Raw genomic sequence first — 15,063 nt, 5'->3', positions numbered from 1 at the left:
CGGGGGGTCAGGTTGTGCGGATGCGGAGGGTGCGGGACAGGTCGTCGAGGCGGTCGGCGAGGGCGCGGCGGAGGGCCGGGGTGACAGCGGGGTCGTCGAGGCACTCGCGGCCCAGGCGCAGCGTCCCGTCCGCGACGGCGGTGTGCGGGAAGGCCACCCGCCCGGCGGCCTCGGCGATCGCGGTGCCGCGCCGGGCGGCGAGCCCGACGACGTCCGTGAAGTACCGCCCGACGTACTCGCCGGTGAGCTCCACCTGTTCGGGGTGCCAGAAACCCTGCGCGTTGGCCGTGAAGAGGTAGTTCGACTGCGAGTCGTCGTGGAACATCGCCTGCCACGCGGCAGCCTTGGCCTCGGCGTCCGGCAGCGCCGCCCGGCACCTGGCGGCGCCCTCGCGCCCGACGGCGCTCGGGTCGCGGACCAGTTCCGCGTCGATGTCGGCGGGGCCGGCCGCGCCGAGCACGGCGAGCCGCAGCAGCATCCGCCAGCGCAGCTCGGGGTCGAGGGGCGTGCCCCCGGGGATCTCCCCCTCGTCGTACCAGCCGTGCAGCTCCTCCGCGTCGAGCGCCGCGTCGACCAGCGCGCGGGTGGCGCTGAGCCGAGTGCCCTCCAGGCCCGCGGCGAGCAGCCCGCGGGCGGTCTCCGCCAGGGTGCGCAGCGCCCCGGGGCGGAGCGCCGGGTCGAGGAACTGGTCGGTGAGCTGGTTGCGGCAGAAGGTGAGGACGGCGTCCACGATGCCGGGTTCCCGCTCGCCGGGAAGGTGCGCGGCGGTCAGCGCCAGGTACTCGGCGGGTGCGATGAGCCCGTCGCGTACGAGGTTGCGTGCCGCGTTCCAGGCGACCGCGCGCCCGAGCGGGTCGGGCAGCCCGCCGAGGGTGTCGCGCAGGGTCGCCCAGGACTGCGGGTCGAAGTGGACCTTGGCGAAGGTCAGATCGCCGTCGTTGAGCAGGATCAGGTCGGGCGCGGGCCCGGTCAGGTCGTGCTGTTCGACGACGGAGTCCGCGGCGATGTCGACCGTGAGCCGGTCGCGCAGCACGAGCGCGCCGGGGTCGGCGACGGCCCGGTCGTAGAGCCCGACCCCGATGTGGTGCGGACGGTGCCCGCGGTGGCCGATCTCCAGCCGCCAGCCGCCCTCGGGCGCCCCGGGCGCGACCGCGGGGGTGAGGGTGTCCACGCCGGAGGTGCGCAGCCAGGCCGCGGCCCAGGCGGGGACGTCGCGGTCGGTGGCGGTGCCGAGGGAGTCGAGGAAGTCGGCGAGCGCGGCGTTGCCGAAGCGGTGCCGGGCGAAGTGCGTGTTGAGCCCGGCGGTGAAGTCCTTGGGCCCGAGCCAGGCGACGAGTTGGCGCAGCGCGGAGGCGCCCTTGGCGTAGGAGATGCCGTCGAAGTTGTTCATCGCGGACGCGGTGTCCGGGACCGCCTCCGGGTCGGGGGCGACGGGGTGGGTGGAAGGGCGCTGGTCGGCGTCGTAGCCCCAGGCCTTGCGGGCGACCGCGAAGTCGGTCCACGTGCCGGTGAACCCGGTGGCCTCGGCCAGCACCTGGAAGCCCATGTACTCGGCGAAGGACTCGTTCAGCCAGATGTCGTCCCACCAGCGCAGGGTGACGAGGTTGCCGAACCACATGTGCGCCATCTCGTGCGCGATGACCACCCCGCGGAACTGCGCCTCGACCGGGGTGACGGCCGACCGGTGCACGAAGTCCTCGCGGAAGGTGACCAGTCCGGGGTTCTCCATCGCCCCGGCGTTGAATTCCGGGGTGAAGGCCTGGTCGTAGGAGTCGTACGGGTACGGCTCGCCGAACAGCTCGTGGTAGCGGTCGAAGCAGCGCCGGGTGATGTCGAAGATCGCGGGCGCGTCGTGGTCGAGGTAGGGGGCCATCGAGCGGCGGCAGTGCAGGCCGAACGGCAGCCCGGCGTGCTCGGTGCGCACCGAGTGCCAGGGTCCGGCGGCGACGGCGACGAAGTAGGTGGCGAGCGGCGGGGTGGTGGCGAGCTGCCAGCGGCCCGGGGCGGTCCTGGTGGCGATGCCGTTGCCGAGGACGGTCCACTCGGCCGGGGCGCTGACCGAGACGTCGAAGACGGCCTTGAGGTCGGGCTGGTCGAAGGACGCGGCGACGCGCTGCATGTCGTTCATGAACAGCTGCGTGTAGAGGTACGTCTCACCGTCCTCGGGGTCGGTGAAGCGGTGCATGCCCTCGCCGGTGCGCGAGTACGGCATGTCCGCCTCGACCCGCAGTTCGTGCTCGCCCTCGGTGAGGCCGGCCAGCGGGATCCGGTTCTCCGCCAGCAGGCCGGGGTCGAGGTCGCGGCCGTCGAGGACGACGCGGCGCAGGGCGGTCGGCCGGATCTCGGCGAAGGTGTCGCAGTCGCGGCGGGCCAGGAAGCGGATCACGGCGACCGAGCCGAACCCCTCGTCGCCGCCGGTCAGGTCGAGGTCGAGCGCGTAATGGTGGACGGTCAGGTCGCGGGCACGGGTCTCGGCCTCGGCGTGGGTCAGAACAGGCATGCGCCACATGCTGCCGTAACCCGTGCCGTCCAGGACAGCCGCGGGGGCTGCGCGTAGGCTCGTCGGGTACGGGGAGGTGGTCATGGCCGAGTACGCGGAGCCGGGTGCGGCGACTGCCGGGGGCGGGGCCATCGTGCACGGTTTCCCGCATCTCGACACGGTGCGGGCGGCGCTCACCGCGCTCTACCGGCGGTTGTCGGCGGACGGTGTGCAGCGGTTTTCCAGCAGCGTGCACCCCGAGCTGGTGGACTTCCCGGCGGACGAGGACCTGTATCTGGGCGCCCAGCGGGTGGCCCGGGTGATGGTGCAGCACTTCCGGCTGCCGGATGCCCGTATGGTGGTCGGCTTCCGCGACATGGTGCACGCGGGGAACGTCGAACTGGCGGCGGGCCCGGAGTATTTCATCGAGCTGCACTCCCGGTTCAGGGCCGACCGGCGCGATGTCGGGGCGGCGCTGGCGCACGAGGTGATGCATGTCCACCTGCACCGGCTCGGCCTGGAATTCCCCGGTACCCGGGACAACGAGATCCTGACCGACACCGTGACGACGTATCTCGGCGCGGGCTGGCTGCTGCTGGACGCGTACCGCGAGGAGGCGGCGATCCGCGGTGAGCGGCTGATGATGTCGGCGTACAAGCTGGGCTATCTCACGCCGGAGGAGTTCGGCTACGTACTGGCCAAGCGGGCCGCCGCGTTCGGTGAGGACGTCGAGCCGTGGTTCCGCAGTCCGCAGGCCCGCGACGCCTATCGGGCGGGTCTGGACCGCGCCGGGCAGGACCTGCGCAGGGCACCGCTGGCCGCGGCGGGCTGGGCGGCCAGGCGCCGTTACGCCAAGGACCGGCGGGCGCTCGCGCCGGGACCCGACTACTCCTTCGAGTCGGCCGGCTCGGCCGTGCGGGTCGCCTTCCCCTGCCCCACCTGCTTCCAGCGCATCCGCCTGCCCTGCCGGGGGCGGCTGCGGGCCCGCTGCGCCCTGTGCCACACGGAACTGGCCGTCGACACGTGACGCGGGGCGCCTCGCGGCCCGGTCGGGAAAGGAAACAGCGCCCGCCTCCTTGGTCGGGGAGTGGCGGGCGCTGCTGGTGTTACTGCGTTCCGCACGCCTTTGTGCGGGACATCCGGGGGACCGTCAGACGGTCAGCGGGCGGTCGGTGGGACGGATCGGCGCGTGCAGGGCGGACGGCACCCCGGTGAGGTACGCGTCGACCGCCTTGGCGGCCGAGCGGCCCTCGGCGATGGCCCAGACGATGAGCGACTGGCCGCGCCCCGCGTCGCCGGCGACGAAGACGCCGTCGACGTTCGTGGCGTAGGAGCTGTCGCGGGCGATGTTGCCGCGGGCGTCCAGGTCGAGGCCGAGCTGGTCGACCAGGCCGTTGGACTGGTCGGTGCCGGTGAAGCCCATCGCGAGGGTGACCAGGTCGGCCGGGATGATCCTCTCGGTGCCGGTCTGCGGGACGAACGCCCCGTCCTGGAAGGCGACCTCGACCAGGTGCAGCTCGCGCACGTTGCCGTCCGCGTCGCCGGTGAACTTCATGGTGTTGACGGCGTAGACCCGCTCGCCGCCCTCCTCGTGCGCCGAGGTGACCTTGTACACGGCCGGCATCGTCGGCCAGGGCTGGCCGGTCGGGCGCTCGTCGGAGGGGCGCGGCATGATCTCCAGCTGGGTGACGGACCGCGCGCCCTGCCGGTGTGCGGTGCCGACGCAGTCCGCGCCGGTGTCGCCGCCGCCGATGACGACGACGTGCTTGCCCTCGGCGGTGATGGGGGGCGCCACGAAGTCGCCCTCCTGCACCTTGTTGGCCAGCGGCAGGTAGTCCATCGCCACGTGGATGCCGTTCAGGTCCCGGCCGGGGACCGGCAGGTCGCGGGAGATGGTCGCGCCGGCCGCGATGACGACGGCGTCGTAGCGCTTGGCGAGCTTGGCGGCGTCGAGGTCGGTGCCGATCTGCACACCGGTGCGGAATTTGGTGCCCTCCGCGCGCATCTGCTCGATGCGCCGGTTGATGTGCCGCTTCTCCATCTTGAACTCGGGGATGCCGTAGCGCAGCAGTCCGCCGATCCGGTCGGCGCGCTCGTAGACCGCGACGGTGTGGCCGGCCCGGGTGAGCTGCTGGGCGGCGGCCAGGCCCGCCGGGCCCGAGCCGATGACGGCGACGGTCTTGCCGGACAGCCGCTCGGGCGGCTGCGGGGTGACGTCGCCGGCCTCCCAGGCCTTGTCGATGATGGTGACTTCGACGTTCTTGATGGTGACGGCGGGCTGGTTGATTCCCAGCACGCACGCCGATTCGCAGGGCGCGGGGCACAGCCGCCCGGTGAACTCCGGGAAGTTGTTGGTGGCGTGCAGCCGCTCGGAGGCGGCCCGCCAGTCCTCGCGGTAGGCGTAGTCGTTCCATTCGGGGATCAGGTTCCCCAGCGGACAGCCGTTGTGGCAGAACGGGATGCCGCAGTCCATGCAGCGGCCGGCCTGCTTGCTGATGATCGGCAGCAGCCCGCCGGGGACGTAGACCTCGTTCCAGTCCTGCCTGCGCTCCTCGACCGGGCGCATCGGGGCGGTTTCGCGGCCGGTGGTGAGGAAGCCCTTGGGGTCAGCCATTTGCCGCCTCCATCATCTTCGCTGTGGTCTCGGACTCGGAGAGTCCGGCCTGCTCGGCGGCGTTCTTGGCGGCGAGCACTGCCTTGTAGTCCCTCGGCATGACCTTGCCGAAGCGGGTGAGGGCGGCGCCCCAGTCGGTGAGCAGCCGCTCGGCGACGGTGGAGCCGGTCTCCTCGGCGTGACGGCGCACCACATCGTGCAGCCACGTGATGTCTTCCGCGTCCAGCGCTTCGACGGCGACCATGCCGGGGTTGACGGCGGCCGGGTCCAGGTCGAGGACGTAGGCGATGCCGCCGGACATGCCGGCCGCGAAGTTGCGCCCGGTGGCGCCGAGGACGACGGCACGGCCGCCGGTCATGTATTCGCAGCCGTGGTCGCCGACGCCTTCGGAGACGACGGTGGCGCCGGAGTTGCGGACGCAGAAGCGCTCGCCGGTCCTGCCGCGCAGGAACAGCTCGCCGCCGGTGGCACCGTAGGCGATGGTGTTGCCCGCGATGGTCGAGTATTCGGCGAGGTGGTCGGCGCCGCGGTCGGGGCGGACGACGACCCGGCCGCCGGACAGGCCCTTGCCGACGTAGTCGTTGGCGTCGCCTTCGAGCCGCAGGGTGATGCCCTCGGGCAGGAACGCGCCGAAGGACTGGCCCGCGGAGCCGGTGAAGGTGATGTCGATCGTGCCCTCGGGCAGGCCCGCGCCGCCGTACTTCTTGGTCACCTCGTGGCCGAGCATGGTGCCGACCGTGCGGTTGACGTTGCGGATCGGCACCTGGGCGCGGACCGGGGCGCCGCTTTCCAGGGCTTCGGCGGCGAGCCTGATCAGCTCGTTGTCCAGCGCCTTGGCCAGGCCGTGGTCCTGCTCGGTGGTGCGGTGCAGTGCGGCGCCCTCGGGCAGCGCGGGCACGTGCAGCAGCGGGGCCAGGTCCAGGCCCTGCGCCTTCCAGTGGTCCACGGCGCGGCCGGCGTCGATCAGCTCGGCGTGGCCGACGGCCTCCTCGATACTGCGGAAGCCCAGCTCGGCCAGGATCTCCCTGACCTCCTCGGCGATGAACTCGAAGAAGTTGACGACGAATTCGGGCTTGCCGGAGAAGCGGTCGCGCAGCACCGGGTTCTGGGTGGCGACGCCGACCGGACAGGTGTCCAGGTGGCAGACGCGCATCATGACGCAGCCGGAGACCACCAGCGGTGCGGTGGCGAAGCCGAATTCCTCGGCGCCGAGCAGCGCGGCGATGACCACGTCGCGGCCGGTCTTGAGCTGGCCGTCGGTCTGCACGACGATACGGTCGCGCAGCCCGTTGAGCAGCAGTGTCTGCTGGGTCTCGGCCAGGCCCAGCTCCCAGGGGCCGCCGGCGTGCTTGAGCGAGGTCAGCGGGGAGGCGCCGGTGCCGCCGTCGTGGCCGGAGATCAGGACGACGTCGGCGTGCGCCTTGCTGACGCCCGCGGCGACCGTGCCGACGCCGACCTCGGAGACCAGCTTGACGTGGACTCGCGCCTTGGGGTTGGCGTTCTTCAGATCGTGGATCAGCTGGGCGAGGTCCTCGATGGAGTAGATGTCGTGGTGCGGCGGCGGGGAGATCAGGCCGACGCCCGCGGTGGAGTGCCGGGTGCCGGCGATCCACGGGTAGACCTTGTGGCCGGGCAGCTGGCCGCCCTCGCCGGGCTTGGCGCCCTGGGCCATCTTGATCTGGATGTCGTCGGCGTTGACCAGGTATTCGGACGTGACGCCGAAGCGGCCGGAGGCGACCTGCTTGATGGCGCTGCGCCGGGCCGGGTCGTACAGCCGCTCCGGGTCCTCGCCGCCCTCGCCGGTGTTGGACTTGCCGCCGAGCTGGTTCATGGCGATGGCCAGCGTCTCGTGCGCCTCGCGCGAGATCGAGCCGTACGACATGGCGCCGGTGGAGAACCGCTTGACGATCTCGGTGACCGGCTCGACCTCGTCGATCGCGAGGGGCTCGCGCTCGGACTTCAGGCCGAACAGGCCGCGCAGCGTCATCAGCCGCTCGGACTGCTCGTTCACCCGCTCGGTGTACTGCTTGAAGATGTCGTAGCGGCGGGTGCGGGTGGCGTGCTGGAGCCGGAAGACGGTGTCCGGGTCGAACAGGTGCGGTTCGCCCTCGCGGCGCCACTGGTACTCGCCGCCGATCTCCAGGCGGCGGTGGGCGGTCTGTATGCCGGAGACCGGGTAGGCCTTGGCGTGCCGGGCGGCGACCTCGGCGGCGATGACGTCGATGCCGGCCCCGCCGATCTTGCTGTCGGTGAGGTGGAAGTAGGTGTCCACGAAGTCGGTGTCCAGGCCGATGGCCTCGAAGACCTGGGCGCCGCGGTAGGAGGCCACGGTGGAGATGCCCATCTTGGACATGACCTTGAGCACGCCCTTGCCGAGCGCCTTGATCAGGTTGCGCAGCGCCGCCTCGGGCTCGATGCCGCTGAGGAAGGTGCCGGCCGCGACCAGGTCCTCGACGGACTCCATGGCCAGGTAGGGGTTGACGGCCGCGGCGCCGTAGCCGATCAGCAGCGCCACATGGTGCACCTCGCGGACGTCGCCGGCCTCGACCAGCAGTCCGACCTGGGTGCGCTGCTTGGTACGGATCAGGTGGTGGTGCACGGCGGAGGTGAGCAGCAGCGAGGGGATCGGGGCGTGCTCGGCGTCGGAGTGCCGGTCGGACAGCACGATCAGCCGGGCGCCGTCCTCTATGGCGGCGTCGGCCTCGGCGCAGATCTCGGCGAGCCGGGAGGCGAGCGCGTCGCCGCCACCGGTGACCCGGTACAGGCCGGACAGGGTGGCGGCCTTCAGGCCCGGCATGTCGCCGTCGGCGTTGACGTGGATGAGCTTGGCCAGGTCGTCGTTGTCGATCACCGGGAAGGGCAGGGTGAGGTTGCGGCAGGACGCGGGGCTGGGCTCCAGCAGGTTGCCCGAGGGGCCGATGGTGGAGATCAGCGAAGTGACCAGCTCTTCGCGGATGGCGTCCAGCGGCGGGTTGGTGACCTGGGCGAACAGCTGGGTGAAGTAGTCGAACAGCAGCCGGGGGCGGTCGGACAGCGCGGCGATCGGCGAGTCCGTACCCATCGAGCCCAGCGGTTCGCCGCCGGTCCTGGCCATCGGGGCGATCAGGACCCGCAGCTCCTCCTCGGTGTAGCCGAAGGTCTGCTGGCGCCGGGTGACCGAGGCGTGGGTGTGCACGATGTGCTCGCGCTCGGGCAGGTCGGCGAGATCGACCAGGCCGGCTTCGAGCCAGTCGGCGTACGGGTTCTCGGCCGCGATACCGGCCTTGATCTCGTCGTCCTCGACGATCCGGTGCGAGACGGTGTCGACCAGGAACATCCGGCCCGGCTGGAGCCGGCCCTTGCGGACGACCTTGCTCGGGGCGATGTCCAGCACGCCGGACTCGGAGGCCAGGACGACCAGGCCGTCGTCGGTGACCCAGTAGCGGCCGGGGCGCAGACCGTTGCGGTCCAGGACCGCGCCGACGAGCGAGCCGTCGGAGAAGGTGACACAGGCCGGGCCGTCCCAGGGCTCCATCAGCGTGGAGTGGTACTGGTAGAACGCCCGCCTGGCGGGGTCCATAGCCTCGTGGTTCTCCCACGCCTCCGGGATCATCATCAGCACGCTGTGCGGCAGCGAGCGTCCGCCGAGGTGCAGCAGTTCGAGGACCTCGTCGAAGGACGCGGTGTCGGACGCCTCGGGGGTGCAGACCGGGTAGATCCGCTCCAGGTCGCCGCTGAACAGGTCGCTGGCCAGCTGCGACTCGCGGGCCCGCATCCAGTTGCGGTTGCCCTTGACCGTGTTGATCTCGCCGTTGTGCGCGACGAAGCGGTACGGGTGGGCGAGCGGCCAGCTGGGGAAGGTGTTGGTGGAGAAGCGGGAGTGCACCAGCGCGATGGCGGTGGCGAAGCGGCGGTCGGACAGGTCGGGGAAGAACGGCTCCAGCTGCCCGGTGGTGAGCATGCCCTTGTAGACCAGGGTGCGGGCGGACAGCGAGGGGAAGTAGACGTCGGCCTCGCGCTCGGCGCGCTTGCGCAGCACGAAGGCGGGCCGGTCCAGCTCGATACCGCCCAGCCCGCCGGCGGTGTCGGCGACGAAGAGCTGGGAGAAGTACGGCATGGTCGAGCGGGCGGTGGCGCCCAGCAGCTCGGGGGCGACCGGGACCTCGCGCCAGCCCAGGACGGTCAGGCCCTCCTCCGCGGCGATCCGCTCGATGGCGTCGACGGCCTTGGTGCGGTCCTCGGTCTCGACGGGCAGGAAGGCCAGGCCGACCGCGTAGTGCCCGGCGGCGGGCAGCTCGAAGCCGGCGGCGGCACGCAGGAACGCGTCGGGGACCTGGAGGAGTATGCCCGCGCCGTCACCCGAGTCGGGCTCGGCGCCGGTGGCTCCGCGGTGTTCCAGGTTGCGCAGGACGGTGAGGGCCTGCTCCACGAGGTCATGGCTCGCCTCGCCGGTGAGGGTGGCCACAAAGCCGACACCGCAGGCGTCGTGCTCGTTGCGGGGGTCGTACATCCCCTGCGGGGCGGGTCGCCCGTCCATGAACGCGGAACGCGAACGCATGGCTCTCCCGTCGTCGTCTTTGGCTTGTATGCATCGCCTGTTTCCAGGCGTGCGCAACAGGGACGACGTTGGCCCTCTGCGATTTCGTGCAGGTTACATGATGGCTGAGTGTTCGAGAAGCGGATACTCAATTCCAGCATGTGGACGTACCGAGGAGGTGGAACAGCCATTTCGGGCCAGCGTCTGACCGGGGTCCGCCCGACGAATCCGGCGCGTGCCCTGGCGGCGCTGCCGGTGCGTTACCGGGTGATGCCCGTTGCGGCAGGAGCTGAAACGGCGGGGAAACATGCGGCTTGTGGCGGACTGCTTCCCGGGTGTACAGACTCAGCCGGCGGCGGTGCCGATGAGCGCGCCCAATACGAAGGTAACTCCGCCGGCCGCCGCACCCAAGAGCAGTTGCCGAAGTCCTCCGTACCACCAGGACCGGGCGGTGATCCGCGCCACAGCGGCACCGCAGCCGAACAGCCCGACCAGCGCCAGCACCACCGCGGGCCACAGGACGTCGGCGCCGAGCAGATACGGCAGTACCGGCAGCAGCGCGCCCAGCGCGAACGACACGAACGACGAGCCCGCGGCGACCACCGGCGAGGGCAGGTCGGTCGGGTCCACGCCCAGTTCCTCGCGGGCGTGTATCTCCAGCGCCTGCTCGGGGTCGGCGGACAGCTGCCTGGCCACCTCGTGCGCGAGTTCCGGCTCCACCCCGCGCGCCACGTACAGCTCGGCCAGCTCGCGCATCTCGTCCTCGGGATGCCGGCGCAGCTCGATCCGCTCGATGTCCAGCTCGGCCTCGACCAGCTCGCGCTGGGAGGCAACCGAGGTGTACTCGCCGGCCGCCATGGAGAAGGCGCCGGCCGCCAGGCCCGCCAGGCCGGTGACCACCAGGGTGCGGGAGCTCACATCGCCGCCGGCCACACCGGTCATCAGCGCGAGGTTGGACACCAGGCCGTCCATCGCCCCGAAGACCGCGGGCCGCAGCCAGCCCCCGGTCACGTCCCGGTGCACATGGTGGGGGACGTGGTACGGCGTGGCAGCGGCGTTATCGACGGCGGTGCTTGTCATACGGATCACCCTCCCCGCGCGGCGGTGAAGCCGCGTCCGACCGGCAACGGCTTCGACCGTACCCGGGCAGAGCGACGCCCGCCAGCAAGGAAAGGCTGTCCTGACCTGCGGAAACTAGGTGGCGGCCGGTCCGCTTGCCGGCCCCGCGGCGGCCTTGGACGGCTCGTCGGCCGACTCCGGCTCGTCGTCGGACGGCTCCGCCGCGTCACCCGGTGATCCGCTCACGGAGTCGGCCGCGGGCGCTTGTGCCAGCTCACCGGCGGTGCCGTCCGCGTCGGCGGGTGCGTCGGTACCGTCCTCGGCGGTCTGCGCCGGGACGCTGTCGGCGACGGGTTCCACCTCCGCCTCACGGCCGGGGCGCAGCCGGGCCGACAGCACCAGATAGGCGACGGCGGCGACGAACACCACGATCGCTGTCCAGTCGTTGAGACGCATGCCCAGGATGCGGTGCGCGTAGTCGACCCGCATGTGCTCGATCCAGGCCCGGCCCACCGTGTACGCGGCGACGTAGAGCGCGAAGGCCCGCCCGTGGCCGAGCTTGAAGCGCCGGTCGGCCCAGATCACCAGCAGGGCGACACCGACGCACCACAGCGACTCGTACAGGAAGGTCGGGTGGTACGTGGCCAGGTCCGGCGTGTTGTCCGGCCGGTGCGCAGCGTCGATCTTCAGGCCCCACGGCAGGGTGGTCGGACCGCCGTACAGCTCCTGGTTGAACCAGTTGCCCCAGCGGCCGATGGCCTGCGCGAAGGCGATGCCCGGCGCGATGGCGTCGGCGTACGCCGGCAGCGCGATCCCCCGGCGGCGGCAGCCGATCCAGGCGCCCAGCGCGCCCATGGCGATGGCGCCCCAGATCCCGAGCCCGCCCTGCCACACCTTGAAGGCGTCGACCCAGTCCTTGCCGTCGGTGAAGTACAGCTCGTAATCGGTGATCACGTGGTAGAGCCGGCCACCGATCAGGCCGAACGGCACCGCCCACACGGAGATGTCGGCAACCGTGCCGGCCCGTCCACCGCGGGCGAGCCAGCGCTTGTTGCCATACCAGACGGCAACGAAGACGCCGATGATGATGCAGAACGCGTAGCCACGCAGCGGGATCGGTCCGAGGTGGACGACGCCGTGCGCGGGGCTGGGGATGAATGCGAGTTCCATGGCAATGTCCGACGCTACCGTGCCGGACGGGTGGACGGCAGCCCGCCCGGCTACGTATGGATAACGGCGCGGCGCTCGGCGCCGGGTCCCGGGCGCCGCGGGGAGCCGGTCAGGACGGCGGGGTGGCGGTGGCCTTTCCCGGCTGCTTGCCCCTGTTGGCGGCGCTCACCATCTGCTTGAGGCCGGCCGGGGTGAGCTGGGCGTCCTGGCCGTAGATGCTCTTGCCGTTCAGCAGGACGGTCGGCGTGGCGTTGAAGCCGGAGCTGCCGAAGGCCGCGTTCGACTTCTGCACCCAGGAGTCGTGGGTGCCGTCGTTCACACAGTCGGCGAAGGGCGCCGTCTTCAGGCCCGGAACCTTGCCGGCCAGGGTGATCAGCGTGTTCTTGTCGGCGAACTTGTCGTCCTGCTCGTCGGGCTGGTTGTCGTAGAGGACGTCGTGATAGGCGCGGAATTTCCCCGCGTCCTGGGCGCACGCGGCGGCGTTCGCGGCGTTCAGCGAGCCGGTGCCGCCGAGGTTGCCGTCGATCAGCGTCGCCAGGTGGTACTCGGTGCGCAGCTGTCCGCTGTCCTCCAGCGCGTGGATGGTCGGCGTGAACTGCTTCTCGAACGCGTCGCAGGCCGGGCAGCGGAAGTCCTCGTAGATGGTGAGGGTCGAGGGCGCGTCGGCGGCCCCGACCGGGATCACCAGGCTGTCCTTGCCGGTGGCTCCGCTGGGCGCGGCGGCCGGGCTGCCGATGGCGTCGCCCCTGTTGTCGTTGTGGTCGGCGACGACCACGCCGATCACGGCGGCGACGGCGAGGACGCCCACCACCCCGCCCGCCACCACGAGCGTCCGCTTGCGCTTGGCCCTGGCCTGCTCCTGGGCGCGCTGTTCCTGCAGGGCCTCGCGGGCGCTGCGCTTTCCGTCACTGTTGCGTTGGCTCACGCCCAGCGCAACGGCGGGAGGAGGCGCTCAGCGCCTCCCCCCGCCGTTTTTCGCCCGCGGGAGTGACAAAACCCGCTCCCACGGGTGACCGTCAGACCCGCTTGCGTACGCCCTCGGCCAGTTCGGCGGCCAGCGCGCGGACCGCCGCGAGCCCGGCGGCCTCGTCACCGTCGGCGTCCAGGATGCGCTGGACGAAGGCCGAGCCGACGATCACGCCGTCGGCGAAGGCCGCGACCTCGTCGGCCTGCGCCGCGTTGGACACACCCAGGCCGACGCAGACCGGCAGCTCGGTGGCGGCCCGGGTGCGCGCGACCAGGCCGGCCGCCTGCGCGCCGACGCTGGCGCGGGTGCCGGTGACACCCATCAGCGAGGCCGCGTAGACGAAGCCGGAGCCGGCCGCGGTGATCCTGGCCAGCCGCTCGTCCCTGCTGGAGGGCGCGACGACGAAGACGGTGGCCAGGCCGTGCTGCTCGGCCGCCTTCCGCCACCCCTCGGACTCCTCGACCGGCAGGTCGGGCAGGATGCAGCCGGCGCCGCCCGCCTCGGCCAGCTCGGCGGCGAAGCGCTCGGCGCCGTAGCGGTCGACCGGGTTCCAGTACGTCATCACCAGCAGCGGCTTGCCGGTCGCCGCGTGCGCCTCGCGGACCGTACGCAGCACGTCGGCGATGCGGACGCCGTTCTTGAGCGCGATGTCGTCGGCGGTCTGGATGACCGGGCCGTCCAGTACAGGATCGCTGTGCGGCAGCCCGACCTCGACGATGTCGGCGCCGCCGTCGAGGGCCGCCTTGACGGCCGCGATGCCGCCGTCGACGGTCGGGAAGCCGGCCGGCAGGTACGCGATGAGGGCGGCGCGGCCGTCGGCCTTCGCGGCGGCGAGCGTCTCCTGCAGCAGTTCGATGCGCCCGCTCACTTGGCCGCCTCCGCGGTGTCGTACAGCCCGAAGTAGCGGGCCGCGGTGTCCATGTCCTTGTCGCCGCGGCCCGAGAGGTTCACCAGCAGCAGTGCGTCGGGGCCCAGCTCGCGGCCCAGGTCCAGGGCGCCGGCCAGGGCGTGGGCGCTCTCGACGGCCGGGATGATGCCCTCGGTGCGGGACAGCAGCCGCAGCGCCTGCATGGCCGCGTCATCGGTGACGGCACGGTACTCGGCCCGGCCGGCGTCCTTGAGGTACGCGTGCTCGGGTCCGACGCCGGGGTAGTCCAGGCCGGCCGAGATCGAGTACGGCTCGGTGATCTGGCCCTCGTCGTCCTGGAGGACGTACGAACGCGAGCCGTGCAGGATGCCGGGCTCACCCGCGGTCAGGGTCGCCGCGTGCTCCCCGCTCTCCACCCCGTGCCCGGCCGGCTCGCAGCCGACCAGCCGGACGCCCGCGTCCGGCAGGAAGGCGTGGAAGAGGCCCATGGCGTTCGAGCCGCCGCCGACGCAGGCCACGGCGGCGTCGGGCAGCCGCCCGGTCCGCTCCAGCAGCTGCCGCCGCGCCTCGACGCCGATCACGCGGTGGAAGTCGCGCACCATCGCGGGGAAGGGGTGCGGTCCCGCGACGGTGCCGAACAGGTAGTGCGTGCGGTCGACGTTCGCGACCCAGTCGCGGAAGGCCTCGTTGATCGCGTCCTTGAGCGTGCGGCTGCCGGACGTCACCGACACGACCTCGGCGCCCAGCATGCGCATCCGCGCCACGTTCAGGGACTGCCGCTGGGTGTCGACCTCGCCCATGTAGATCGTGCACTCCAGGCCGAACAGCGCGCACGCCGTGGCCGTGGCGACCCCGTGCTGGCCCGCGCCGGTCTCGGCGATGACCCGGGTCTTGCCCATCCGCCGGGTCAGCAGTGCCTGCCCCAGCACATTGTTGATCTTGTGGGAGCCGGTGTGGTTCAGGTCCTCCCGCTTGAGGAAGACCCTGGCCCCGCCCGCCTCGGCCGCGAAGCGCGGCACCTCGGTCAGGGCGCTGGGCCGGCCGGTGTAGTTGGCCATCAGCTCGTTCAGCTCGGCCGCGAAGGCGGGGTCGGCCTTCGCCTTCTCGTACTCGGCGGCGACCTCGTCCACGGCGGCGACCAGCGCCTCCGGGATGAATTTTCCGCCGAACGCGCCGAAGTAGCCCTCGGCGCTGGGGCTCAGACCCTCCGGGTCGGGGAGGAAGAAGTCGTGTTCTGGCATGGGGTGTCCCCTGGTGACGGTGACCATCGGAATATGCCGTACCCGTGCCGGGGTGCGGGCGCATGGGCCTCGCCCCGGACGACGGTGCCGTTTCCTACGGCTGTACGCGGTGCCGCACTTCTGCGGCTGCACGCGGGCGGGTGCGCTCA

General features: G+C 71.9%; 9 protein-coding genes. 1 reads left to right on the top strand and 8 read right to left on the bottom strand.

Going from position 1 to position 15,063, the window contains the following annotated elements; genetic code table 11:
* Nucleotides 1-7: 7 nt before the first annotated feature.
* On the bottom strand, nucleotides 8-2,500 hold the full coding sequence (pepN, locus tag V7E46_RS12880; RefSeq protein ID WP_333768533.1) for an aminopeptidase N: 2,493 nt from the start codon (nucleotides 2,498-2,500) through the stop codon (nucleotides 8-10).
* Nucleotides 2,501-2,582: 82 nt separating this feature from the next.
* On the opposite strand from pepN, the gene V7E46_RS12875 reads away from it, so the two are divergent.
* The gene (locus V7E46_RS12875) at nucleotides 2,583-3,506 is read left to right on the top strand and encodes a hypothetical protein (RefSeq protein ID WP_333768532.1); all 924 of its coding nucleotides are present in this window, start codon (nucleotides 2,583-2,585) and stop codon (nucleotides 3,504-3,506) included.
* Nucleotides 3,507-3,629: 123 nt separating this feature from the next.
* Here the strand turns inward: V7E46_RS12875 and V7E46_RS12870 are convergent, their stop codons facing one another.
* The 7 genes from V7E46_RS12870 to trpB all read right to left on the bottom strand — a co-directional run bounded on the left by V7E46_RS12870 (nucleotide 3,630) and on the right by trpB (nucleotide 14,914).
* Nucleotides 3,630-5,093 carry a glutamate synthase subunit beta gene (locus tag V7E46_RS12870; protein ID WP_333768531.1) on the bottom strand — a complete coding sequence of 488 codons (1,464 nt, stop codon included), beginning with the start codon at nucleotides 5,091-5,093 and terminating at the stop codon, nucleotides 3,630-3,632.
* Entirely contained in the window at nucleotides 5,086-9,630 is a 4,545-nt protein-coding gene (gene gltB / locus V7E46_RS12865; protein WP_333768530.1) for a glutamate synthase large subunit, read from the bottom strand. The genes V7E46_RS12870 and gltB overlap by 8 nt, the downstream gene beginning before the upstream one ends.
* A 324-nt stretch (nucleotides 9,631-9,954) precedes the next feature.
* Nucleotides 9,955-10,689: a VIT1/CCC1 transporter family protein gene (locus V7E46_RS12860; protein ID WP_333768529.1), complete on the bottom strand. Its 735-nt coding sequence runs from the start codon at nucleotides 10,687-10,689 to the stop codon at nucleotides 9,955-9,957.
* 114 nt (nucleotides 10,690-10,803) lie between these two features.
* On the bottom strand, nucleotides 10,804-11,838 hold the full coding sequence (lgt, locus tag V7E46_RS12855; RefSeq protein WP_333768528.1) for a prolipoprotein diacylglyceryl transferase: 1,035 nt from the start codon (nucleotides 11,836-11,838) through the stop codon (nucleotides 10,804-10,806).
* A 109-nt stretch (nucleotides 11,839-11,947) separates the two neighbouring features.
* The gene (locus tag V7E46_RS12850; RefSeq protein WP_333768527.1) at nucleotides 11,948-12,763 is read right to left on the bottom strand and encodes a DsbA family protein; all 816 of its coding nucleotides are present in this window, start codon (nucleotides 12,761-12,763) and stop codon (nucleotides 11,948-11,950) included.
* Between the two features lie 91 nt (nucleotides 12,764-12,854).
* Nucleotides 12,855-13,673, bottom strand: a complete 819-nt coding sequence (gene trpA, locus V7E46_RS12845; RefSeq protein ID WP_333768526.1) for a tryptophan synthase subunit alpha — start codon at nucleotides 13,671-13,673, stop codon at nucleotides 12,855-12,857.
* Nucleotides 13,670-14,914, bottom strand: a complete 1,245-nt coding sequence (gene trpB, locus V7E46_RS12840) for a tryptophan synthase subunit beta (RefSeq protein WP_333768525.1) — start codon at nucleotides 14,912-14,914, stop codon at nucleotides 13,670-13,672. Before trpB ends, trpA begins: the two co-directional genes overlap by 4 nt.
* Nucleotides 14,915-15,063: the final 149 nt, after the last annotated feature.

The organism is Streptomyces sp. IBSBF 2435 (assembly GCF_036815005.1).
Lineage (GTDB): Bacteria > Actinomycetota > Actinomycetes > Streptomycetales > Streptomycetaceae > Actinacidiphila.
This window is presented reverse-complemented; position numbering and strand designations above follow the sequence as displayed.